Source organism: Marichromatium purpuratum 984 (assembly GCF_000224005.2).
Taxonomy (GTDB): Bacteria; Pseudomonadota; Gammaproteobacteria; order Chromatiales; family Chromatiaceae; genus Marichromatium; species Marichromatium purpuratum.
In genome coordinates, this window is the sequence record NZ_CP007031.1 from 653097 (window position 1) to 676128 (window position 23032).

General features: G+C 68.9%; 14 protein-coding genes. 12 read left to right on the plus strand and 2 right to left on the minus strand.

Features of this window, described 5'->3' with window-relative positions; genetic code table 11:
• The first annotated feature begins 9 nt into the window (after nt 1-9).
• From MARPU_RS17950 to MARPU_RS03035, 5 genes are all read left to right on the plus strand, one after another.
• Complete coding sequence (locus MARPU_RS17950) at nt 10-6792, plus strand: non-ribosomal peptide synthetase (protein WP_051415124.1); 6783 nt, start codon at nt 10-12, stop codon at nt 6790-6792.
• On the plus strand, nt 6789-11387 hold the full coding sequence (locus tag MARPU_RS03020; RefSeq protein ID WP_005224885.1) for a non-ribosomal peptide synthetase: 4599 nt from the start codon (nt 6789-6791) through the stop codon (nt 11385-11387). The genes MARPU_RS17950 and MARPU_RS03020 overlap by 4 nt, the downstream gene beginning before the upstream one ends.
• Nucleotides 11372-12196, plus strand: a complete 825-nt coding sequence (locus MARPU_RS03025; RefSeq protein ID WP_005224884.1) for a thioesterase II family protein — start codon at nt 11372-11374, stop codon at nt 12194-12196. The genes MARPU_RS03020 and MARPU_RS03025 overlap by 16 nt, the downstream gene beginning before the upstream one ends.
• 156 nt (nt 12197-12352) lie before the next feature.
• Nucleotides 12353-13501: a saccharopine dehydrogenase NADP-binding domain-containing protein gene (locus MARPU_RS03030; RefSeq protein WP_005224883.1), complete on the plus strand. Its 1149-nt coding sequence runs from the start codon at nt 12353-12355 to the stop codon at nt 13499-13501.
• A complete protein-coding gene (locus MARPU_RS03035; protein WP_005224882.1) occupies nt 13498-15396 on the plus strand; it encodes a saccharopine dehydrogenase NADP-binding domain-containing protein in 1899 nt (632 codons plus the stop codon). Before MARPU_RS03030 ends, MARPU_RS03035 begins: the two co-directional genes overlap by 4 nt.
• 184 nt (nt 15397-15580) lie before the next feature.
• Here MARPU_RS03035 and MARPU_RS03040 read toward each other — a convergent pair whose 3' ends face one another.
• Both MARPU_RS03040 and MARPU_RS03045 read right to left on the minus strand, forming a co-directional pair.
• The gene (locus MARPU_RS03040) at nt 15581-16159 is read right to left on the minus strand and encodes a L,D-transpeptidase (protein WP_005224881.1); all 579 of its coding nucleotides are present in this window, start codon (nt 16157-16159) and stop codon (nt 15581-15583) included.
• 94 nt (nt 16160-16253) lie between these two features.
• On the minus strand, nt 16254-17105 hold the full coding sequence (locus MARPU_RS03045; protein ID WP_005224880.1) for an NAD(+)--dinitrogen-reductase ADP-D-ribosyltransferase: 852 nt from the start codon (nt 17103-17105) through the stop codon (nt 16254-16256).
• A gap of 179 nt (nt 17106-17284) precedes the next feature.
• Here MARPU_RS03045 and nifH point away from each other — a divergent pair, with 179 nt between their 5' ends.
• The 7 genes from nifH (at nt 17285) to MARPU_RS03080 (ending at nt 23009) form a co-directional block, all read left to right on the plus strand.
• Nucleotides 17285-18166, plus strand: a complete 882-nt coding sequence (gene nifH / locus MARPU_RS03050) for a nitrogenase iron protein (protein WP_005224879.1) — start codon at nt 17285-17287, stop codon at nt 18164-18166.
• A 115-nt stretch (nt 18167-18281) separates the two neighbouring features.
• Nucleotides 18282-19763, plus strand: coding sequence for a nitrogenase molybdenum-iron protein alpha chain (nifD, locus tag MARPU_RS03055; protein ID WP_005224878.1), 1482 nt, complete (start codon nt 18282-18284; stop codon nt 19761-19763).
• A gap of 132 nt (nt 19764-19895) precedes the next feature.
• Nucleotides 19896-21467, plus strand: coding sequence for a nitrogenase molybdenum-iron protein subunit beta (gene nifK, locus MARPU_RS03060; protein ID WP_005224877.1), 1572 nt, complete (start codon nt 19896-19898; stop codon nt 21465-21467).
• An 89-nt stretch (nt 21468-21556) separates the two neighbouring features.
• Nucleotides 21557-21775, plus strand: a complete 219-nt coding sequence (nifT, locus tag MARPU_RS03065) for a putative nitrogen fixation protein NifT (protein WP_005224876.1) — start codon at nt 21557-21559, stop codon at nt 21773-21775.
• A 24-nt stretch (nt 21776-21799) separates the two neighbouring features.
• A complete protein-coding gene (locus tag MARPU_RS03070) occupies nt 21800-22000 on the plus strand; it encodes a 4Fe-4S binding protein (RefSeq protein ID WP_005224875.1) in 201 nt (66 codons plus the stop codon).
• Between the two features lie 62 nt (nt 22001-22062).
• A complete protein-coding gene (locus tag MARPU_RS03075; protein ID WP_005224874.1) occupies nt 22063-22749 on the plus strand; it encodes a dinitrogenase iron-molybdenum cofactor biosynthesis protein in 687 nt (228 codons plus the stop codon).
• Complete coding sequence (locus tag MARPU_RS03080; RefSeq protein ID WP_005224873.1) at nt 22746-23009, plus strand: DUF6129 family protein; 264 nt, start codon at nt 22746-22748, stop codon at nt 23007-23009. Before MARPU_RS03075 ends, MARPU_RS03080 begins: the two co-directional genes overlap by 4 nt.
• Nucleotides 23010-23032: the final 23 nt, after the last annotated feature.

A 23032-nucleotide genomic window follows, 5' to 3' on the forward strand; every position in this document is an offset into this window, starting at 1 on the left:
TCGCCCGCGGTGCTGGTGCCCGCCGCCGGTGCCGTGCTCGACCAGGCGGCGATCGGCGCACGTCTGCGCGAGGCACTGCCCGACTACATGGTGCCGCACACCCTGCTGGAACTCGACGCGCTGCCGCTGAGCGCCAACGGCAAGGTCGATCGCAAGGCGCTGACGGCGCTGCTCGAGGCCCGGGTCGATGAGCAGGTCGTCACCCTGGAGCCGCCGCGCGGCGAGACCGAGCGGCGTGTCGCCGCGGTCTGGAGCGCACTGCTCGGGGCCGAGACGCTGGGTCGCGAGAGCAACTTTTTCGACCTCGGTGGCGACAGCCTGCTGGCGACCCGTGCGGTGACGGCGCTGCGCGAGCAGGGCCTGAGCGCGCCGCAGCCGCTGCGGCTGCTGTTCGCCCAGCCACGACTGATGGACTTCGCCGCCGGACTGACGACGACGGAGGAGACGCGCGCACCCGTGACCATCGTCGCCGACCCCGAGCACCGTTACGAACCCTTCGCCCTCACCGAGGTGCAGCAGGCCTATTGGATGGGGCAGTCGCCGGGATTGCCGTTGAGCTGCGGGACCTGGTATCTGCTCGAACTCGATGGCGAGCATCTCGATCTCGAACGCTTCGAGGCCGCTTGGAACCGACTGATCCGTCATCACGAGATGTTGCGTGCGGTGGTCGACGAGGACGGTCGTCAGCGCATCCTGGCAGAGGTTGCGGAACTGCGCCTGATGCACGGCGCGGCCGCCGAACTCGCTGGCGAAGACTCCGCCGCCGCCGCGCAGCGCTATCTGCGGCGACGCTGGCGGGAACTGTCCGCACGGCGCGATGCCGCCGCCGAGTGGCCGCCGCTCGAGATCCACGCCCTGGCTTACGGCGGTACGCGCCAGCGTGTCGGCATCCTGTTCAACTATCTGGTACTGGACGGCTACAGCATTCAGCTGCTGCTCGGTCAGCTCGCCGAACTCCATGCCCGGCCGCAGGCCGAGCTGCCGGACATCGGGCTGTCCTTCCGCGACTATGTCGAGCAGTTGTCCCCCGACCCCGCCGCGCTGCTCCGTGCCGAGGCCTTCTGGCGCGAGCGTCTGCTCAGTCTGCCGCCGGGCCCCGAACTGCCGCTGGCGACCGACCCGCAGACCCTGACCGAGATGGATTTCCAGCGTCGCGAGGCGCGGCTGGACGCCGCCTGCTGGGCGCGTCTCAAGACGCGCGCCCGCGCCCACCGGATCACCCCCTCGGTGCTGCTGCTGACGGCCTATGGTCAGGTGATCCGCAGCTGGACCGGCGGGCGTGACTTCACCCTCAATCTGACCCTGTTCGATCGGCAACGCGTACACCCGGATGTCGACCGGGTGCTGGGTGACTTCACCTCGCTGGCTCCGGTGCGTTTCCTCGCCAGCCATGGCGACGCGCTCCTGGGGCAGGCGCAGGCGTTGCAGCAGGAGATCGCCGAGGCGCTGGAATACCGCGAGGTCTCCTCGATCTGGGTGCAGCGCGAGCGGGCGCGTGGCACGCATCTCGCCAATTCCTCGCTGCCGGTGGTGTTCACCAGCACCCTGGGAATGGGTGAGCTGCTCGACCAGGCCCCCGCCGATTTCCCGCGCCTGGTCTCCGGCGGTCTCTCGGGCACGCCCCAGGTGTGGCTCGATCACCAGCTCTACGAGTACCAAGGGAGCCTGACCCTCTCCTGGGACGCGGTCGAGAGTCTCTTCCCGGCGGGACTGCTCGACGACATGTTCGCCGCCTATCTGGAGCTGCTCGGTCGACTCGCCGAGCAGGACTGGACGCAGCCCACGCTGCCGCAACTGCCGTCGCCGCAGCAGGCCACCCGCGCGGCGGTCAACGCCACTGCCGCGCCGCGCCGCGGGCACCTGCTGCACGCCGGTCTGTTCGAGTGGGCTGCGCGCGCCCCCGAGCGCCCGGCGCTGCTGGCCGGTGAGCACCGACTCGGCTACGGTGAGCTGGCCGCCGAGGCGCTGCGCATCGGCGCGCTGCTGCGCGCCCGTGGCGTCGCCCCGGGCGAGGCGGTGGCGGTGAGCCTGCCGCGCGGTCCGGCGCAGGTCGCCGCCGTCTACGGCGTGCTCGCCGCCGGGGCCTGCTATGTCCCGGTGGGCGTGCGCCAACCGGCGGCGCGTCAGGCACGCATCCATGCCAGCGCCGCGATCCGCTGGGTGCTCACCGATGCCGCCCACCGCGAGGCCGCAGCCAGCCCCGGCACGGTGCCGCTCGACATCGCCGAGGCCGCGGGTCTGGAGCCGTTGGCCGCCCCCGTGACCGTCGACCCCGAGCAGCGCGCCTACATCATCTTCACCTCCGGCTCGACCGGTGCGCCCAAGGGCGTGGAGGTGAGCCACGCGGCGGCCGTCAACACCCTCGAGAACCTCGCCGCGCGCTACGCCGTCGGCCCCGACAGCCGGGTGCTGGCCGTCTCCGCGCTCGACTTCGACCTCTCCGTCCACGACCTCTTCGGCCTGCACGCGGTCGGCGGCGCGGTGGTGGTGCTGGAGGAGTCGCAGCGGCGCGATGCCGGAGCGTGGCTCGAACAGATCCACCGTCACGGCGTGACCCTGTGGAACTCGGTGCCGGTGCTGCTCGACATGCTGCTGGTGATGGCCGAGCGCGACCCGCGTCCGCTGCCCTTCGAGCAGGTCTACCTCTCCGGTGACTGGATCGGGCTCGACCTGCCCGAGCGCCTGTTTGCCCGCAGCCGCCCCGGCGTGCGCCTGGTGGCGATGGGCGGGGCGACCGAGGCGGCGATCTGGTCCAACGCCCACGACGTCGAGCTGCCGCTGCCGCCGCACTGGCGCTCGATCCCCTATGGCCGACCGCTGGCCAACCAGCGCTACCGTGTCGTCGACGCCCAGGGGCGCGATTGCCCCGACTGGGTGCCGGGCGAGCTGTGGATCGGCGGCCTCGGCGTGGCGCTGGGCTACTGCGGCGACCCCGAGCTGACCGCGCAGCGCTTCGTCGAGCACGCCGGCGAGCGCTGGTACCGCACCGGCGACCAGGGCCGCTACTGGCCCGACGGCACGCTCGAGTTCCTCGGTCGACTCGACCACCAGGTCAAGGTGCGGGGCCATCGCATCGAACTCGGCGAGATCGAGGCGGCGCTCAACGGCCAGGCGGAGATCGCCCGCGCGGTGGCGCTCACCCACGGCACCCCGGCGGCGCTCGCCGCGGTGCTGGTGCCCGCCGCCGGTGCCGTGCTCGACCAGGCGGCGATCGGCGCACGTCTGCGCGAGGCACTGCCCGACTACATGGTGCCGCACACCCTGCTGGAACTCGACGCGCTGCCGCTGAGCGCCAACGGCAAGGTCGATCGCAAGGCGCTGACGGCGCTGCTCGAGGCCCGGGTCGATGAGCAGGTCGTCACCCTGGAGCCGCCGCGCGGCGAGACCGAGCGGCGTGTCGCCGCGGTCTGGAGCGCACTGCTCGGGGCCGAGACGCTGGGCCGCGAGAGCAACTTCTTCGACCTCGGTGGCGACAGCCTGCTGGCGACCCGTGCGGTGACGGCGCTGCGCGAGCAGGGCCTGAGCGCGCCGCAGCCGCTGCGGCTGCTGTTCGCCCAGCCACGACTGATGGACTTCGCCGCCGGACTGACGACGACGGAGGAGCCGCGCGCACCCGTGACCATCGTCGCCGACCCCGAGCACCGTTACGAACCCTTCGCCCTCACCGAGGTGCAGCAGGCCTATTGGATGGGGCAGCTACCCGGGTTGCCGCTCAACTGCGGCACTCACTATCTGCTTGAGTTCGACGGCGCGGAGATCGATCGCGCGCGCTTGCAGCATGCCTGTGACCGACTCGTGGCGCGCCACGAGATGCTGCGCTCGGTGCTCGACAGCGACGGCAGGCAACGCATCCTGCCGGCGGACGCGGTCGCGGCCGTGGAGGTCAGCGACGAGCAGGCGGGCGATGCGACCGAGGCCGCCACCCGTGTGCTGTCCTGGTGGCGTGAGCAGACCCGTCAGCCGGTGCCGCCGGGCTTCACCCTGCATCGGGTGCGTTATCCCGCAGGGCGCTGCCGTCTCGGTCTGTTGCTCGACTACATGAGCCTCGACGGTTACAGCATCCGCCTGTTGGTGCAGGAGCTGGCGGCGCTGTACGACGACCCGCAGCGCAGCCTGCCGGAGATCGGCGTCTCCTTCCGCGACTACCTGATGCAGGTGCATCCAGACCCGCGTGATGTCGAGCGTGCCGAGGCCCACTGGCACGCGCGTCTGCACACGCTGCCACGGGCCGCGGCGTTGCCGCTCGCGCGCGATCCGTACAGTCTCTCCAATCCTCACTTCAGCCGTCGGACCCTGCGTCTGCAAGGGGATGACTGGGGACGCCTGAAGCAGGCCGCGCGGCAGCGCAACATCACCCCCTCGGTGCTGGTGCTGGCGGCCTATGGCGAGGTGCTCAGTCGCTGGAGCGGCGGTGCCGCCCACACTGTCAACCTGACCCGCTTCGACCGTCAGCCGCTGCACCCGGACATCGGCTCGCTGATCGGTGACTTTACCTCGCTCTCGCCGATCGCCTATCGGCCGGAGGCCGGGGCGAGCCTGTTCGATCGCGCCGAGGCGATGCAGCAGGAGATCGCCGAGGCACTCGATCATCGCGAGGTCTCCTCGATCTGGGTGCAGCGCGAGCGCGGCAAGACGCTGGAGCGGATGGCGGCGGCGCTGCCGATCATCTTCACCAGCACCCTGGGCATGTCCGACGGTCTGCTCGACGAGATGCCGGAGGACTTCCCCGAGCTGGTCCACGGCGGCTTGTCCGAGACCCCGCAGGTGTGGCTCGACCATCAGATGTACGAACATCGTGGTGACCTGCTGATCTCCTGGGACAGTGTCGATGCGCTGTTCCCCGATGGGTTGCTCGACGACATGCTGGCCGCGCTCGGCGAGTTGCTCGAACGGCTGGCACGGCACGCCGATGCGTTGCCGTCGCCGCAACTGCCGTCGCCGCAGCAGGCCACCCGCGCAGCGGTCAACGCCACCGCCGCGCCGCGCCGCGGGCACCTGCTGCACGCCGGTCTGTTCGAGTGGGCCGCGCGCGCCCCCGAGCGCCCGGCGCTGCTGGCCGGTGAGCACCGACTCGGCTACGGTGAGCTGGCCGCCGAGGCGCTGCGCATCGGCGCGCTGCTGCGCGCCCGTGGCGTCGCCCCGGGCGAGGCGGTGGCGGTGAGCCTGCCGCGCGGTCCGGCGCAGGTCGCCGCCGTCTACGGCGTGCTCGCCGCCGGGGCCTGCTATGTCCCGGTGGGCGTGCGCCAACCGGCGGCGCGTCAGGCACGCATCCATGCCAGCGCCGCGATCCGCTGGGTGCTCACCGATGCCGCCCACCGCGAGGCCGCAGCCAGCCCCGGCACGGTGCCGCTCGACATCGCCGAGGCCGCGGGTCTGGAGCCGTTGGCCGCCCCCGTGACCGTCGACCCCGAGCAGCGCGCCTACATCATCTTCACCTCCGGCTCGACCGGTGCGCCCAAGGGCGTGGAGGTGAGCCACGCGGCGGCCGTCAACACCCTCGAGAACCTCGCCGCGCGCTACGCCGTCGGCCCCGACAGCCGGGTGCTGGCCGTCTCCGCGCTCGACTTCGACCTCTCCGTCCACGACCTCTTCGGCCTGCACGCGGTCGGCGGCGCGGTGGTGGTGCTGGAGGAGTCGCAGCGGCGCGATGCCGGAGCGTGGCTCGAACAGATCCACCGTCACGGCGTGACCCTGTGGAACTCGGTGCCGGTGCTGCTCGACATGCTGCTGGTGATGGCCGAGCGCGACCCGCGTCCGCTGCCCTTCGAGCAGGTCTACCTCTCCGGTGACTGGATCGGGCTCGACCTGCCCGAGCGCCTGTTTGCCCGCAGCCGCCCCGGCGTGCGCCTGGTGGCGATGGGCGGGGCGACCGAGGCGGCGATCTGGTCCAACGCCCACGACGTCGAGCTGCCGCTGCCGCCGCACTGGCGCTCGATCCCCTATGGCCGACCGCTGGCCAACCAGCGCTACCGTGTCGTCGACGCCCAGGGGCGCGATTGCCCCGACTGGGTGCCGGGCGAGCTGTGGATCGGTGGCCTCGGCGTGGCGCTGGGCTACTGCGGCGACCCCGAGCTGACCGCGCAGCGCTTCGTCGAGCACGCCGGCGAGCGCTGGTACCGCACCGGCGACCAGGGCCGCTACTGGCCCGACGGCACGCTCGAGTTCCTCGGTCGACTCGACCACCAGGTCAAGGTGCGGGGCCATCGCATCGAACTCGGCGAGATCGAGGCGGTGCTCAACGGCCAGGCGGAGATCGCCCGCGCGGTGGCGCTCACCCACGGCACCCCGGCGGCGCTCGCCGCGGTGCTGGTGCCCGCCGCCGGTGCCGTGCTCGACCAGGCGGCGATCGGCGCACGTCTGCGCGAGGCACTGCCCGACTACATGGTGCCGCACACCCTGCTGGAACTCGACGCGCTGCCGCTGAGCGCCAACGGCAAGGTCGATCGCAAGGCGCTGACGGCGCTGCTCGAGGCCCAGGTCGTCGAGAGACGTGCCTACGAGCCGCCGCGCGACCACTTCGAGGAGCAGGTCGCGGCGATCTGGTGCGAGGTGCTGGGAGTCGAACGGATCTCCCGTGAAGACGAATTCTTCCTGGTCGGCGGCGACAGCCTGAACGCCACGCGTATCGCCGGACTGCTCCAGGAGCGTCATGTCTGCCCGCAGCCGATTACGCTGCAGGTGTTCTTCTCGTCCCCCACTGTCGCCGCGCTCGCCGACCACGTGCGCGAGCAGTGGCAGGCGTTCGGCGTGACCGACGACAACGACGACCTCATTGAAGAAGGAATCCTATGAACGATCAGAATCGGCTCGTGAGCGACCTCATCGACGAGCTGGGCGGGGCCGGTATCCTGCTCTGGGAAGAGGCCGGACAGTTGCGCTTCAAGGCCCCCGCGGGGGCGCTCGACGAGCGGCGGCGGGCGGCCATCAAGAGCAACCGCGAGGCCATCATCGCCTATCTGGCGGGGGGCGAGGAGGCGCTCGGCGCGACTTCACCGGAGCGCTACGAGCCCTTCCCGCTGACCGACCTGCAGCTGGCCTATATCGTCGGTCGTCGCGACAACTACGACCTCGGCGGCGTGGGTTGTCACAATTATCTGGAGCTTGACCTGCCGCCGCTGGACCCGCAGCGCCTGGAGCGTGCCTGGCACGAGTTGATCGAGCGGCACGACATGTTGCGCGCGGTGATCGGGAGCGACGGTACCCAACGCGTGCTGAGGAATGTCTCCCTGCCGCCGCTGCGTTGCGACGATCGGCGCGGGGCCTCGGCCGAGGTCTTCGAGCAGGCGGTGCTGGCGAGCCGTGACGAGATGGCCTTCCGACGCTATGACGCCGAGCGTTGGCCGCTCTACGAGTTGCGTCTGACCCTCGGCGACGAGCGGTCCATCCTGCATTACTCGACGGACCTGCTGATCGCCGACTTCGCCAGCATCCAACTGTTGCTGGCCGAGCTGGGCGAGCGCTACGAACACCCCGAGCGGGCGCTGCCGCCGTTGTCGTTGACCTTCCGCGATCTGGTGACCGGCGAGCGCGCTCGAGGCGAGCAGGCCGACACCCAGGCACGGCGCCGGGCGCATCGCGAGTACTGGATGCAGCGCCTGCCCGAGCTGCCGGATGCCCCGGAGTTGCCGCTGTTGCCGGCGACCGTGCGCGGCAAGGTCGAGGGCGCGAGCTTCGAGCGTTTCGGCTTCGACCTGCCTGCCGCCGACTGGCAGGCCTTCTGCGCCAGCGCCACGCGCCACCAGCTGACCCCGACCGCGGCGGTGATGGCGGTCTTCACCGAGGTCCTGCGGCGCTGGTCGCGGCGCGAGGATTTCTGCATCAACCTGACTCTTCTGAACCGCCCGGCACAGGCGCCTGAGGCGCGACGCGTGGTTGGCGACTTCATCGCCATCAACGTGCTGGAGGTGCGTGGCGACAGCGGCGCGACCTTCCTCGATCGTGCGCGTGCCGTGCAGGAGCGGCTGTGGCAGGACATGGCGCACGCCGATTTCAGCGGCATCGAGGTGCTGCGCGAGCTTTCGCGCCAGCAGCGCGAGAACCGTCTGATCCCGGTGGTCTTCACCAGTACCCTGGGGGTGAGTGGTGACGAGCTGCCGCGCAATGCGTTCATGCACGACGCCAAGCTGAACTACGGCATCACTCAGACCCCACAGGTGTGGCTGGATTGTCAGGCGACCGAGCGGCGTGGCGCGTTGCATGTCGACTGGGACGTGCGGCGCGGGATCTTCCCGGCGGGCGTCATCGAGCAGGCCTTCGCCGCCTTCGGCGAGGTCGTCTCGCGTCTGGCGCGGGAGGAGGCGGCCTGGGGGGCCGAGCGTCCGGTGGCACTGCCCGAGTCGACCCGCTTGCAGCGCGAGCAGATCAATCACGAGCGCGACGCGCCTCTGCCGCGTGGCTACCTGCACGGCGGTTTCTGCCGTCGCGCACTGGAGGCGCCGCAGCACCCGGCGCTGTTGTGCGGTGCTCGGGGCTGGAGCTATCGCGAACTGGCCGACTGGGCGCTGGATCTCGCCGAGCGTCTGCAGGCGGCCGGTTGCGTGGCGGGCGAGCCGGTGGCGCTGTGCCTCGACAAGGGGCCGGCGCAGGTCGCTGCCGTGCTCGGAACCCTGCTGGCCGATGCGGCCTATGTGCCGATCGACGTCACCCAGCCGAGCGAACGGCGCGCGCGCATCCTCGCCGACGTCGGTGCCCGGGTGGTGGTGACGGATGCCGCACGGGCCGTTGACGCCTGGCCCGAGGCGGTGGTCGTGGTGGCGATGGGCGAACCCGGCGAGGCGCGTGCGGAGGCTGCGCGGCGTGCCGCGCTGGAGGCCGCCATCGCGCGGGGCGAGGCGTGCGACACCGCCAGTCGGCTCGCCTATGTGCTCTATACCTCGGGCACTACCGGGCGGCCCAAGGGGGTCATGCTGACCCACCAGGGGGTGCTCAACACCATCGTCGGCTTCAATCGCCAGTTTGGTCTCCATGCCGAGGATCGCGCGCTGGGGCTGGTCAACTACAGCTTCGACCTGTCGGTGCTGGACCTGTTCTGCACCTTCACCGCTGGGGCCACGCTGGTGCTGCCGGAAGGGCAGTGGCGCAGTGATCCGGCCTCCTGGGTGGCGGCCATCGAGCGCCACAAGGCGACGGTCTGGAACTCGGTGCCGGCGCACATGCAGATGCTGCTGGCGAGCCTTTCGCACGCCAGCGATCTCTCCAGCCTGCGGCTCGGTTTCGTCTCCGGGGACTGGATTCCGGTGACCCTGCCCGAGCAGGTCCGCAGGCGTTTGCCCGGCCTGCAGCTCAACAGCCTCGGCGGGCCGACCGAGATCTCGGTGACCTGCATCCATCACCGGATCGACGAGGTGCCGGAGGGCGCGACGTCGATCCCCTATGGATCGCCCTTCAGCAATCATCGTCTCTATGTGCTCGACCGTCGGCTCGAGTCCTGCCCGGACTGGGTGGCGGGCGAGATGTATGTCGGCGGTCCCGGCGTCGCCCTGGGCTTTGCCAACGACCCCGAGCGCACCGCGCAGCGCTTCATCACCCATCCGCGGAGCGGTGAACGCCTCTATCGCACCGGCGACATCTGCCGCTATCGCGGCGACGGGGTGATCGAGATCCTCGGTCGCGAGGACAACCAGGTGAAGATCCGTGGCCACCGCATCGAGCTGGGTGATGTCGAGGCGGCGCTCGGCGAGATCGACGGCGTGGCGCGCGGCGTTGCGCTGGTGCGTGCGCAGCCGCTCGACCTGGTCGCTGCAGTGGTGCCCAGCGATCCCCGGGCCGAGGCCCCGGCGGAGTTCGCCGAGCGCCTGCGGCGGGAACTCGGCGAGCTGCTGCCCGGCTACATGATCCCGGTGGCCCTGGAGGTGTTGCCGCAGATCCCCCTGAGTCGCAACGGCAAGGTCGATCGCAAGGCGCTGGCCGAGCACTTCCAAGGCGCGACGCCCCGCGAGACGGATTTCGAGCCGCCGCTGGACGACCCGCTCGAGCAGCGTCTGGCACAGGTCTGGCGGGAGCTGACCGAGGCCGAGCGGGTCTCGCGCGACGACGACTTCTTCATGATCGGAGGTTCGAGCCTCAGCGCGGTGGGGCTGCTCAACTGGCTGATGGAGGAGGGGTTCGGGGTCAATATCGACCTGATCTTCAATCACTCCGTCTTCCGCGACATGGTTGAGGCCTTGCGTCATGCCTCGGACGCCGAGGAGCGCTTCCGCGAGGAGATCGACCTCGAGGCGCTGGCGACACATGCCATGCGTCATCTCGATGCGGCACGACCGGAGCGAGCCACTGACGGGCCGACCGAGATCTTCATGACCGGCGCGACCGGTTATCTGGGGGTCTATGTGCTGCGTCGGCTGCTGCGCGACAGCGACAACCGGCTCAATTGCCTGGTCCGGTGCCGTGATCCGCAGGACGGGTTGCAACGCATCCGTCAGGTCGCCGAGGAGAAGGGCGTCGAGCTGGAACTCGATCCCGAGCGGGTGCGTATCCTGCCCGGCGACCTGACTGCCGATCGCTTCGGCCTGTCCGACGCGGTCTATGCCGAGCTGGCCGAGCGGATCGACAAGGTGGTGCACGTGGCGGCACTGATCAGCCTGATCGCGCCGCTCTCGCGGCTCTACCCGATCAACGTCAAGGGTTCGGCGAACGCGATCGAGCTGGCCTGCACCGGGCGGCGCAAACCGATCCACTACATGTCGACCATCGGTGTTCACTATCGCCTGCCCTATGGCGAGGAGGAGCCGCCGATCCCGGAGGCGACCGGCCCGGACGCGCCCTGGCACAAGCCGGAGTTGACCTACGAGCACACCAAGTACATGGCCGAGCAGCTCTTCCACATGGCGCGCCAGCGCGGCGTGTCGGTGAACATCTTCCGCTCCGGCGCGATCACCTGGGACAGCGAGCAGGAACGGCCCTTCATCAACGACGACGCCTTCGTCAAGTTCTTCCGCACCTGCTCGAGTGTCAATGCCTACCCAGAGGCATCGATCCTCATCAGTGTCACCCCGGTGAACCTGGTGGCCGAGTACATCGGCATGCTGGTCGGGCGTGAGATCGGCGGTACGGGGCAGAACTACCATCTGGTCTCCGAACGCAGTCTGGGCGGCAACCAGATCTACCGCTGGTTCAACGAGCTGGGGTGCGAGTTCGCCGCGCTCGACTTCGAGCGCTGGAACCAGCGTCTCGACGACAGCTTCGGTCGCGGCTTCATCAACCGCTATTTCCGTCACGGCATCAGTCAGGGGGGACACCACCAGTACCGTATCGACAACCTGCGCGAGGTGCTCGTCGCGCAGGGGCGAGATCCGCACCGGGTCGAGCGCGACTACTTCCTGCCGCTGCTCGAGCATTTCGGATCGCTGAAGGGCGCGGAGCGGGGGGGCGCATGTCAATCGACCTGACGTACGCCACGCGACCGTCGGCGGGCGCGCGTCGACGCGCCTGGTTCCGGGTCTTCCAGCCGGCCCCGAGTGCCGGGTGGCGGATGTTCTGCCTGCCGCACGCCGGGGGCGCGGCCAGCTTCTTCCGTGATTGGGCGCGGGCACTGTCCGGCGTGGGGGAGTTGGTGGCCGTCCAGTACCCCGGGCGCGAGGAACGGCTCGGGGAACCCTGTGTGGAGACCATGGCGGAGCTGGTGGAGGCGCTCGGTCAGGCGCTGGTAGGCACGCCTGAACTGCTCGATCGCCCCTACCTGCTGTTCGGGCACAGCATGGGCGGGGCCGTGGCCTACGAGCTGTGCCTGTGGTTGCAGCGTCATCAGGTGCGGCTGCCGCATCAGCTGGTGCTGTCGGCCTGCGAGGGGCCGGGGCGGGGCAAGCGCACGCGGCTCCATCAGGCCGCCGATCAGGTGCTCCTGGAGGAGATCGTGCGCCTCAACCAGAACCTGCGCCCCTTGCTCGATTCGCCCGAGTTGACGGCCATGGTGCTGCCCGCGTTGCGTGCCGACTACCGCCTCATCGAGACCTACCACGAGGCGTCCGACCTCTTCCCCCGCGTGCAGGTGCCGGTGCAGGCCTGGGTCGGGCGCGAGGACGAAGAGCTGACCGAGGACGATGCGCGCGCCTGGTCGCGGGTCGCCGGCCGTGGCTTTGAACTCCATGCCTTCAGTGGTGGGCACTTCTATCCCTCGACGCAGGCTGTGGCGATGAGCGCACGGGTGACGGCCGCGCTGCCCACCTCGCCATCCTGGCGCGCGCTGGCGCTGCCCTGAGTCCCGGCCGCTCGGGCGCGGTCCGTGCCGTGCGGGGCGGGCCGCAATGCATTCCCTTTTGACACTGGAGAGCTTGATGGAAACTGGCAACCTGATGCGCGCCCTCGGCCGCGCGTCGTCTCGGGCGTATGGTCGTCTCGGCCGGGTGGTCGCACGATGAGCAGGCGTGATGAACGGATTCTGCTACTCGGCGGCTTCGGTCGGGTGGGGCTCGAAGCGGCGCGCTATCTGCTGGAGAACAGCGAGTTGTCGCTGCTGCTGTGCGGACGGCGCGCGCGGGCGCTGCCCGAGTGGATGAGCGCCTTCGGCGCGCGCGTCGAGTCGCGCGTGCTCGACGTCGAGGACACGGCGGCGCTCGATGCCGCCTGTGCCGCCAGTCGGCTGGTGATCGCCTGTGTCGGTCCCTCGGGGCTGATCGGCGATCGCGTGGCGCTGGCCTGCAAGCGTGTCGGCGTGCCGCTGGTGGACGCCGGTGGCTACGACCCGCTGTTGCACGCCCTGGAGGCCGATGAGCAACGGGCCGCGGCGCGCGCGCCCCTGGTGATCAACGTTGGCCTGCTGCCCGGGCTGTCGGGGATGTTCCCGCAGTGGCTGATCGAGACCCAGGCACGGGGACGGGCCGTCGAGCGTCTCGACCTGGCCTATGTCGGGCGCGATGCCTGGACCTATCACTCGGCCTGGGACATCGTTTCCAGCCTCGGTGGTTTCGGCGAGGACCGTGGTTTCTGCTATCTGCGCGAGCAGCAGGTGGTGAGCACCCCGATGCGCCGAGCCATGTACAAGGCCACCTTCCCCGAACCCATCGGGGCCGCCACGACCATGCTGCTCTACTCGGAGGAGATCGCACGTCTGGCGCGCACGCACGCGATCACCGAGGCCCACGTCCACGGTGCCAACATCGGTCCCCGTGCGGCGCTGGTGTGCATGCTCGCCAAGATGCTCGGCTGGCACGCCTCGCGCTCCGGGATCGAGCGTGGTGCGCGCTGGCTCGTCCGTGCCTCGGCGCGCGACATGCGCAAGCTGGCTCCGGCCTACGGTATCCGTGCCCGGCTGCGCTATCGCGACGGTGCCAGCGACACGGCGCTGTTGACCCTGACCGACACCTATCGCGCCACGGGGGCGGTGATCGCCCTCACCGCCGCCGCACTGCTCGAACAGAAGACGCCCGAGCCAGGTGTGCAACTGCTGCACGAGGCGGTGCCTGCGGTGCCCTTCATGGCGCGCCTGCGCGAGCAGGGGTTGGTCGAGATCGGGCGGGAGTCGGCGGCGGGGGCCGTCGTCGCCGCCGGGGAGGTGTCGGCATGAGCGCTTCGGGTGGCATCATCGTCCTCGGTGGCAGCGGCGAGAGTGGGCGACGGATCGTCGACCATCTCGCGCGGCGTTATCCGCGGCTGCGCGTGGCCAGCGCCGCGCGCCGTCCGCACGTCGTCGAGGCAGGGCCGGGGCGGCGCGAGTGCGTTCAGCTCGACCTGCGCGAGCGCGAGGCGGCGCGGGCGACCATCGCCGAGTTCGATCTCGCGATCCTCGCCATGGGGCCGACCCCGGCCTTCGGTGCCGAGGTGCATCGTCTGTGCCTGGAGGCCGGGGTCGACTGCATCGACATCAACGACAGCCTGGCGGTCGCCGATCAGGTGTTGGCACTGCACGCGCAGGCCCGCGATCTCGGGCGCCGGGTGTTCACCGGCATGGGCTTCACGCCGGGGCTCTCCAGCCTGCTGCTCGCGCAGCTGGCGGCGCGACGTGCCTCGCCGAGCGGTCGCTACCACATCCGCAGCTGCATGGGCGCGGCCTACGGTGGCGGCGAGAGCAGTCCGCACGCGATCCTGGCGACTTTCAGCGACCACATCGAGGTGTTCGAGGGTGGTTGTCGCCGGCGTGTGCCGACCCCCTGGCGCGACGCCCAGGGATCCTGCCCGTTCCCCGGACAGGCCGAGGCGCTCCAGACCATCCCCTTCTCCGCGCTGGAGACGGCCAGTCTGGGCTCGGGCCGCAGTCGGGTCGCCGACGGGGTCGCCGCGCTCGACGCGCGCTATCACATCCAGTACCTGAAACCGGGGTTCGCGCGTTTCATGGCACGTTTTCGCTGGAGCGAGACCACCCTCGATCGTCTGGCGCGGAAGTTCCATGCCAGCGGTCAGACGATGAAGGCGAAGAAGGACGCCGACCCGGATACCGTGCTCTGGGTCTATCCGCACGAGGCTCCGGAGCAGGGGCTGCTGGTGCAGGGCGTGATCTCCTCCTACGATCTGACCGCGCTGATGGCCTGCGCCCTGGCCGATGCCTGGCTGGCCGACGAGTTGGCCGACTATCAGGGGGTGTACACCGTCGACCAGCTGGAGCCGGAGAGCTGGGAGCGACTGAGCGGTCATCTGGCACGCCGGGGCATCTCCAGCAAGCCCGCCGATCTGGCGGCGCTGCGTGCCCAGGGGCTCGATTTCGGCTGGGTCGAGGCGGTGGCCGGTGATGCGGTTTCCGATCTCGCACACTATGGCGCCAACTGGTACACCGCCAAGCCGGTGCATCCCAAGATGGTGCCGCTGCAGAAGCGTTTCCTGGTCGAGTCCGAGGTCTGGGCGGCGCTGCGCGGTGCGCGGCGCGGGACGCGCTGGATCACCTTCATCCTCCTCACGCTGATGCGTTGGCGGCGTCACTACCGGGCGCTGGCAGATCTGCGTGTGCGCGACGATGCCGCCACGGCGAAGCTGTGGCAGGCGGTGACCCGCGACATCGCCATGTTCACCTCCGGCTATTCGCACGCGCGCGAGGTGCTGGGGCGCGATGAAGCGCTGCGTCTGTACGGCAAGATGTTTCTGGAGACCGGGCGCATGGAGATGCGCTGGCTGTGGCCCGATGCCAGTGTCTTCGCCGCCTTCGACCAGCCCTGGCGGGCGGTGTCCGACTACTGGATCGCCTTCCTCGCCGGTTGCGAGGCACTCGGCGTGCTGCGCTATCGCCTGCGCGAGGAGCAGGGACGGATCAGCTGCATGATCGAGTACTGCGCCTATGCCGAGATGTTCGCGCGACTCGACTGCCCGGAGCTGGCCCTGCTGGTGCGCGAGATGGAGCGCGAGGCGCTGGAGGCGATGGCCGCGCACAGCGGTCTGCGGGTGAACTGGACGAGCCACGAGGACGGTACCGCCGAGATCGTGCTGGGCGCGCCCTCGGCGGTCGTGCAGGCAGCCCCCGCCGAAGCGGTCTGACGGCTGCCCGCGCGGTCCTGCCCCGCTCGACGGGTCGCAGTGCCGAGCCCTCGGGCGGGGCGCTCGCCCCGTCGGGTGCGTGTCGGCACCTGCCCGGGTCAGGTGCTGTCCTCCCTTGTGCGCCGCTCCGTCCGGGGCGGCGTTCCGATGTCCGTCACCGTGAGCGCGCGCCTTGTCGTCCGGCTCAGTCGACGACCTCGACGCGGTCGCCGAGCCGCAGGCGCTCGAAGAGAAAGCGGGCATCCTGCTCGCCGACGCGCACGCAGCCGTGAGAGTCGGGATGACCGGGCAGCCAGCCCTCGTGGAGGAAGTAGTGACCGTGGAACTGGATGGCGTAGGGCATCCATGCCTGCCAGCCGAGCTGGTTGGTGTAGCGCGAGGAGACCTTGTCGGCGTCCTTGGCGAGCACGGCGAAGCGTCCGCGTGGGGTGGGATGACCGGCGCGGCCCGATGAGATCGGGCCGCTGTGCACCGGTGCGCCGTCCTCGATGTAGGTGAAGCGCTGCTCGCCGAGCTCGATGCGGATGGCGCGCCTGGCGGCGGTGCTCGGTCCGCTCGGTGGGCCGGGATCTGTGGCTGGAGATGTCATCGGTGCTGGCGGTTCGGCCGCGAGCGTGACGGTCGCGGTCGTCACGGGCGGGACGTCGGCCGGTTCCGGCGCAGGGCGGTCGGGTGGCGCCGCGCAGCCGCTGCCGAGCAGGGCTGTGGCGAGCAGGATGGTCATGGCGGTGGCGGGATGGGCCGTGTCGCTCGGCTGCTCCATGGGTCGCTCCCTCGGCGTGTCCGCCCGTCTCCGGGGCCGGCGTCCGCCGGGTTGATCTGCGTCGCGCCCCTCCCTGTCCGCGCCGCCCGGCCGCTCATAACACCGAGATCCGCACCTCGTAGACCCCGCCGATCACCACGTACTCGTCCTCGCCCTTGAGTAGGTCGGGGAGCAGCCGGTTGTAGAAGAACACCTTGGGGCGTGGCACCTCGGTTTCGAGGATGTAGTCGCCGAACTCGTCGGCGCGCTCGCGCTCGCTGGTGAAGCTGTTGAGGTTGTTGAGCAGTACGCGATAGCGATGGCGTCCGACCCGCTCGAGGACCTCGTGTTCGTCGATGCGGTTGATCCCGCGATAGAGCCGCAGGTGGGTGTCTGCGGGGGCTCGGCGTCCCAACTCGTACTGGCCATAGGTATAGAGCAGGTCAAGCTGGGACTCGAGCGCGTTGGTGGCGTAGAGCCCCTGGGTGCCGGCGGCGACATAGCGCAGATAGGTCTCGCTGCCGCGTCCGTGCAGCGGACCGGCGTGGTGGCGCGCGAGCAGACCGAAGCGGCTCTCCACCCAGCGCTTGAGCACCGCACCCTCGCGACCGTCGGAGTCGAACGACCAGCCGCGCACCATGCGCTGGTAGTCGGCCTTGGCGCGTCCGCGACGTCCTCGAGTGAGCCCGGCCTCCTCGGGGAGGTCGAGCAAGAAGCGCCAGCGCATGTAGTCCTGAAAGTGACGCGCGCGTGCGCGATGACCGGGGATGGCGTCGAGGTTGCGCAGCAGTGGGGTGTGGAGCGGGGCGATGCCGTCGAGTTCGAGGTCGACGGGATGGTGCTGGTAGGTGAGGCTGCCGAGGATCACCGCCGGCAGGTTGCAGCGGTTGAGCGTGAGTCGGGCGTGTGCCGGGAGCGAGGGTGGCGGCGGGTCGGGCGTCTGGGTCGGTTGTCTGTTGCTATCCATACAGCCCCTGCGGCTTTGTCGTGGATACGACCATCCGGCCTCTGCCCGAGGGGGGTGGTTAATCGAGCCAAATCAATGCGGTAGGTCGTTTTATCGATGTTGGCACGGTGGCTGCTTGAGCCTCCGTGTGGATAACGTCGTGCAACGCTCGCCAAGCGAGCCAATGAGAGGAACCTACCATGGCAACACGGCAATGCGCCATCTACGGCAAGGGCGGTATCGGTAAGTCGACCACTACCCAGAATCTGGTCGCCGGGCTCGCCGAGCTGGGCAAGCGGGTGATGATCGTCGGGTGTGACCCCAAGGCCGACTCGACCCGTCTGATCCTGCACTCCAAGGCCCAGGAGACCATCATGCAGATGGCCGCCGACGCCGGTTCGGTCGAGGATCTGGAACTCGAGGACGTGCTCAAGGTTGGCTTCGGCGACATCAAGTGCGTCGAGTCCGGTGGCCCCGAGCCGGGCGTCGGCTGCGCCGGTCGCGGCGTCATCACCGCGATCAACTTCCTCGAGGAGGAGGGCGCCTACGAGGAGGATCTCGACTTCGTCTTCTACGACGTGCTCGGCGACGTGGTCTGCGGTGGCTTCGCGATGCCGATCCGCGAGAACAAGGCGCAGGAGATCTACATCGTCTGCTCCGGCGAGATGATGGCCATGTACGCGGCCAACAACATCGCCAAGGGCATCGTCAAGTACGCCAGTTCCGGCGGCGTGCGTCTCGCCGGGCTGATCTGCAACAGCCGCAACACCGCCCGCGAGGACGAGCTGATCATGGAGCTTGCCCGTCAGCTCGGCACCCAGATGATCCACTTCGTCCCCCGCGACAACATCGTGCAGCGCGCCGAGATCCGTCGCATGACGGTCATCGAGTACGACCCCAAGTCGGGCCAGGCCGACGAGTACCGCACGCTGGCGCAGAAGATCATCGACAACCAGATGTTCGTGGTGCCGACGCCGATCTCGATGGATGCGCTCGAGGACCTGCTGATGGAGTTCGGCGTGCTCGAGGAAGAGGACGAGAGCATCGTCGGCAAGACCGCGGCAGACGAGGCGGTGGCCTGAGCCCAGTCTCGAGCCATCGCGCGGACGCGCCGCCGTCGGCGACGTCCAGTCCCCCAGCGTTTCTCACCGCGCGACCGTCGGCGGATTGGCCGCGGCGCCGTATAGAGGACACAGCATGTCGAACATGACCCTCGAAGAGACCAAGGCCCTCATCCAAGAGGTGCTCGAGGCCTATCCCGACAAGGCGCGGAAGGATCGCGCCAAGCATCTCGCGGCCAACGACCAGTCGGTCGAGCAGTCGAAGAAGTGCATCATCTCCAACCGCAAGTCGCAGCCCGGCGTGATGACCATCCGCGGCTGTGCCTACGCCGGCTCCAAGGGCGTGGTGTGGGGTCCGATCAAGGACATGGTGCACATCTCCCACGGTCCGGTTGGTTGTGGCGCCTATTCGCGCGCCGGGCGTCGCAACTACTACACCGGCCACACCGGGGTGAACACCTTCGGCACGATGAACTTCACCTCCGATTTCCAGGAGAAGGACATCGTCTTCGGCGGGGACAAGAAGCTCGAGAAGCTGATCGACGAGATCGAGCAGCTCTTCCCCCTGGTCAAGGGCATCAGCGTGCAGTCGGAATGTCCGATCGGGTTGATCGGTGACGACATCGAGGCGGTCTCCAAGAAAAAGACCAAGGAGCACGGCAAGCCGGTGGTGCCGGTGCGCTGCGAGGGTTTCCGTGGCGTGTCGCAGTCGCTCGGTCACCATATCGCCAACGACTCGATTCGCGATCACGTGCTCGGCAATCGCGACGACGAGGCGTTCGCGTCGACGCCCTACGACGTGGCCATCATCGGTGACTACAACATCGGTGGCGACGCCTGGTCCTCGCGCATCCTGCTCGAGGAGATGGGGCTGCGCGTGGTCGCGCAGTGGTCGGGCGACGGCACCCTGCCGGAGATGGAGCTGACCCCCAAGGTCAAGCTCAACCTGATCCACTGCTATCGCTCGATGAACTACATCAGTCGGTACATGGAGGAGAAGTACAGCATCCCGTGGATGGAGTACAACTTCTTCGGTCCGACCAAGATCGCCGAATCGCTGCGCAAGATCGCCGCCTTCTTCGACGAGACCATCCAGGCCAACGCCGAGAAGGTGATCGAGAAGTACCAGGCCGAGTACGAGGCGGTGATCGCCAAGTATCGTCCGCGTCTCGAGGGCAAGAAGGTGATGCTCTATGTCGGCGGGTTGCGTCCGCGTCACGTCATCGGCGCTTACGAGGATCTCGGCATGGAGGTCGTCGGCACCGGTTACGAGTTCGCCCACAACGACGACTACGACCGCACCATCAAGGAAGTCGACAACGCGACCCTGCTCTATGACGACGTCACCGGTTACGAGTTCGAGGAGTTCGTCAAGCGCGTCAAGCCTGACCTGATCGGCTCGGGTATCAAGGAGAAGTACATCTTCCAGAAGATGGGCGTGCCCTTCCGTCAGATGCACTCCTGGGACTACTCGGGGCCGTATCACGGCTACGACGGCTTTGCCATCTTCGCCCGCGACATGGACATGACCGTCAACAACCCCTGCTGGAGCAGCATGCAGGCCCCCTGGCTCAAGCCGGCCGCGGCCGAGACCGAGGCGACCGCCGCCAGCGCCTGATGATCCGTTAGTCCCCAGCGGTCAGCCGCCAGCGACCAGCCCGCCCGGGCTGGTGGCTGGAGGCTGACGGCAGACAGCCCTAGACCTAGATGCCGTCGTCCGCGGATTTGCGGCGCGGCAGGAGCACAAGCCATGAGCCAGACCGTCGACAACATCAAGCCCTGTTACCCGCTGTTCCGTGACGCGGACTATGTCGAGAGCCTCGCCAACAAGCGCGAGACCGTCGAGGAGGTCGCCTCGCCGGAGAAGATCGAGGAGACCTTTACCTGGACCACCACCGCGGAGTACCAGGAACTCAACTTCAAGCGCGAGGCGCTGACCATCAACCCGGCCAAGGCCTGTCAGCCGCTCGGTGCGGTGCTCTGCTCGCTCGGCTTCGAGAAGACGCTGCCCTATGTGCACGGCTCGCAGGGCTGCGTGGCCTACTTCCGCACCTACTTCAACCGTCACTTCAAGGAGCCGGTGGCCTGTGTCTCGGACTCGATGACCGAGGACGCGGCGGTGTTCGGCGGCCAGAAGAACATGTTCGACGGACTGGAGAACGCCCGTGCGCTCTACAAGCCGGAGATGATCGCCGTCTCCACCACCTGCATGGCAGAGGTCATCGGTGACGATCTCAACGCCTTCATCGGCAACGCGCGCAAGGAAGGTCACGTCCCCGAGGATTTCCCGGTGCCCTTCGCCCACACCCCGAGCTTCGTCGGCAGCCATACCACCGGCTGGGACAACATGTTCGAGGGGATCCAGCGCTACTTCACCCTCAACGCGATGGAGGACAAGACGGTCGGCTCCAACGGCAAGATCAACCTGGTGCCGGGCTTCGAGACCTATCTCGGCAACTACCGGGTGATGCACCGGATGATGGATGAGATGGGGGTCGACTACAGCCTGCTGTGCGATCCCGCCGAGGTGCTCGATACCCCGGCCGACGGTGAGTTCCGGATGTACGAGGGGGGAACCTCGATCGCCGAGGTCAAGGATGCGCCCAACGCCGTCGACACCCTGTTGCTGCAGCCCTGGCAGCTGGTCAAGACCAAGAAGTTCACCCAGCAGACCTGGAAGCACGATGTCCCGGCACTCAACATCCCGATGGGGCTGGCGTGGACCGACGACTTCCTGATGAAGATCTCCGAGCTCACCGGCAAGCCGATCCCCGAGTCGCTGACCCGCGAACGCGGTCGCCTGGTCGACATGATGACCGACAGCCACACCTGGCTGCACGGCAAGAAGTTCGCGCTCTACGGCGACGCCGACTTCGTCATGGGCATGACCCAGTTCCTCATGGAGCTGGGCGCCGAGCCGACCCACATCCTCTGCAGCCACGCCAACAAGCGCTGGAAGAAGGCCGTCGAGAAGCTGCTCGCCGAGTCGCCCTACGGCGCCTCCGGCAAGGTCTACGTCAACCACGACCTCTGGCACCTGCGTTCGCTGTGCTTCACCGACAAGCCCGATTTCCTGATCGGTAACAGCTACGGCAAATTCATCCAGCGCGACACCCTGCACAAGGGCAAGGATGCCGAGGTGCCGCTGATCCGCATCGGCTTCCCGATCTTCGACCGTCACCACCTCCACCGCATGACCACCATGGGCTACGAGGGCGCGATGTACATCCTCACCACCCTGGTCAACGCGGTGCTCGAGCGTCTCGACGAGGAGACGCGCGAGATGGGCGTGACCGACTTCAACTACGACCTGGTGCGCTAGGGGCGCCACCAGCCATCAGCCACCAGCTGGAGGCCGGTGGCTGGCCGCCGTAGCCGCGAACCTTTAGGCAAACGACAGTCGAGATACCCATGCCTAACGTGATGATCCGCAAGAACGAAACCGGGGCGCTGCTCTTCTATGTCGCCAAGAAGGACATGGAGGAGACCATCGCCTCGGTCGAGCAGGACAGCGCCGAGCGCTGGGGTGGGGAGGTGGCGCTGACCGACGGCTCGCGCTGGTACATCGACCCGATCAGCCCGCCGCCGAGCTTCCCCACGACGCTGCGCTTTCGCCGCGTGGACGACTGAACCGCCCTGAGGAGGTACCCAATCATGGCCTATCAAATCCAGCGCGACCTGTGCACCGCCTGCGGCGACTGCCAGCAGGCCTGCCCGAACCAGTCGATCAGCCCCTGGAAGGGGGTCTACCGGATCGACGCCGCCACCTGTACCGAGTGCGATGGCGAGGGCGAACCGGGGATGCCGCAGTGTCTCGACGCCTGCATGGAAGAGGACTGCATCGTCCCGGCCTGAGCCGGATCCGGCCCGTCCCGATGCGCTGGGACGGGTCCCGCCAACACCAGGGAGTCACCCTCATGACCGCCGTACCACTCTCCGACGACATCGCGCTGCGCATCGGGCTCGCCGCCCGCATCCTCCCCGAGATCGATGTCGCGCGTCTGCTGCGCGTGCTCGAGACCACCCTGGGACTGCCACCGACCGCCGACAAGCTCGATCGTCTGCGATTGCGCGATCTGCGCCAGGGTGCTGACGGTGCGCTCGCCGACCTCGAGCCCGAGCGTCTCAGGGACGCGCTCGCCATCCTCAAGGGCGAGGCCGGCGAGACCCAGCCGCCGCCGCTGCCTGAACCCTATCTCGAGGGTGAGTTGCCGGATTCGATCCGGGTCGCCTGCACCTCGGACTCGGGTGAGCAGCTCGACGGCCATTTCGGCGCGGCGCGACGCTTCCTGGTCTATCAGGTCTCGGCCGAGGCGATACGGCTGATCGAGGTCCGTGAGATCGACGACAGCCAGGCCGAGGACGATCGCAACAGCTATCGCGCCGGTCTGATCGCCGACTGTCAGCTGCTCTACGTCGCCTCGATCGGGGGGCCGGCGGCGGCCAAGGTGGTCAAGGTCGACGTCCATCCGATCCGCGTCGTCGATGGCGGCGAGGCGCGCGCGCACCTGCGCGAGCTGCAGGGCGTTCTCGCCGGGCATGTCCCGCCGTGGCTGGCCAAGGCCATGGGGCAGGCGGGCGCCCGGAGCGGGGTCGCGACATGATCGCGCCCGAGCGGATCGAGCAGGTCTCCGCCGTGGTCTCGCGCATCGGTGCCAACGCGCAGACCGTGCAGGCGTTGCGCGAGAGTTTCGACGAGCTGCACTTCACCCTCTGTCTGGAGGATGAGGTCGGCGTCCGCGAGCCCTATCGCGAGCTGCCCGGGGTGAGCCTCTATCTGGTCGGCGCCGGCGCCTCGGGGTGCGCCACCCTGACCGATGATCCGGCTGAGGCCAGCGGGCTGCTGCTCGCCACCCACGCATGAGCCGGGGGCCGGCCCGTGCTCCT

Coding starts and splice junctions, on each gene's coding strand:
- MARPU_RS03025 (WP_005224884.1), top strand. CDS start 11,372: ATGTCAATCGACCTGACGTACGCCACGCGACCGTCGGCGGGCGCGCGT.
- MARPU_RS03040 (WP_005224881.1), bottom strand. CDS start 16,159: ATGGAGCAGCCGAGCGACACGGCCCATCCCGCCACCGCCATGACCATC.
- MARPU_RS03020 (WP_005224885.1), top strand. CDS start 6,789: ATGAACGATCAGAATCGGCTCGTGAGCGACCTCATCGACGAGCTGGGC.
- nifH (WP_005224879.1), top strand. CDS start 17,285: ATGGCAACACGGCAATGCGCCATCTACGGCAAGGGCGGTATCGGTAAG.
- nifD (WP_005224878.1), top strand. CDS start 18,282: ATGTCGAACATGACCCTCGAAGAGACCAAGGCCCTCATCCAAGAGGTG.
- MARPU_RS03075 (WP_005224874.1), top strand. CDS start 22,063: ATGACCGCCGTACCACTCTCCGACGACATCGCGCTGCGCATCGGGCTC.
- MARPU_RS03030 (WP_005224883.1), top strand. CDS start 12,353: ATGAGCAGGCGTGATGAACGGATTCTGCTACTCGGCGGCTTCGGTCGG.
- MARPU_RS03045 (WP_005224880.1), bottom strand. CDS start 17,105: ATGGATAGCAACAGACAACCGACCCAGACGCCCGACCCGCCGCCACCC.
- nifK (WP_005224877.1), top strand. CDS start 19,896: ATGAGCCAGACCGTCGACAACATCAAGCCCTGTTACCCGCTGTTCCGT.
- MARPU_RS03035 (WP_005224882.1), top strand. CDS start 13,498: ATGAGCGCTTCGGGTGGCATCATCGTCCTCGGTGGCAGCGGCGAGAGT.
- MARPU_RS03070 (WP_005224875.1), top strand. CDS start 21,800: ATGGCCTATCAAATCCAGCGCGACCTGTGCACCGCCTGCGGCGACTGC.
- MARPU_RS03080 (WP_005224873.1), top strand. CDS start 22,746: ATGATCGCGCCCGAGCGGATCGAGCAGGTCTCCGCCGTGGTCTCGCGC.
- nifT (WP_005224876.1), top strand. CDS start 21,557: ATGCCTAACGTGATGATCCGCAAGAACGAAACCGGGGCGCTGCTCTTC.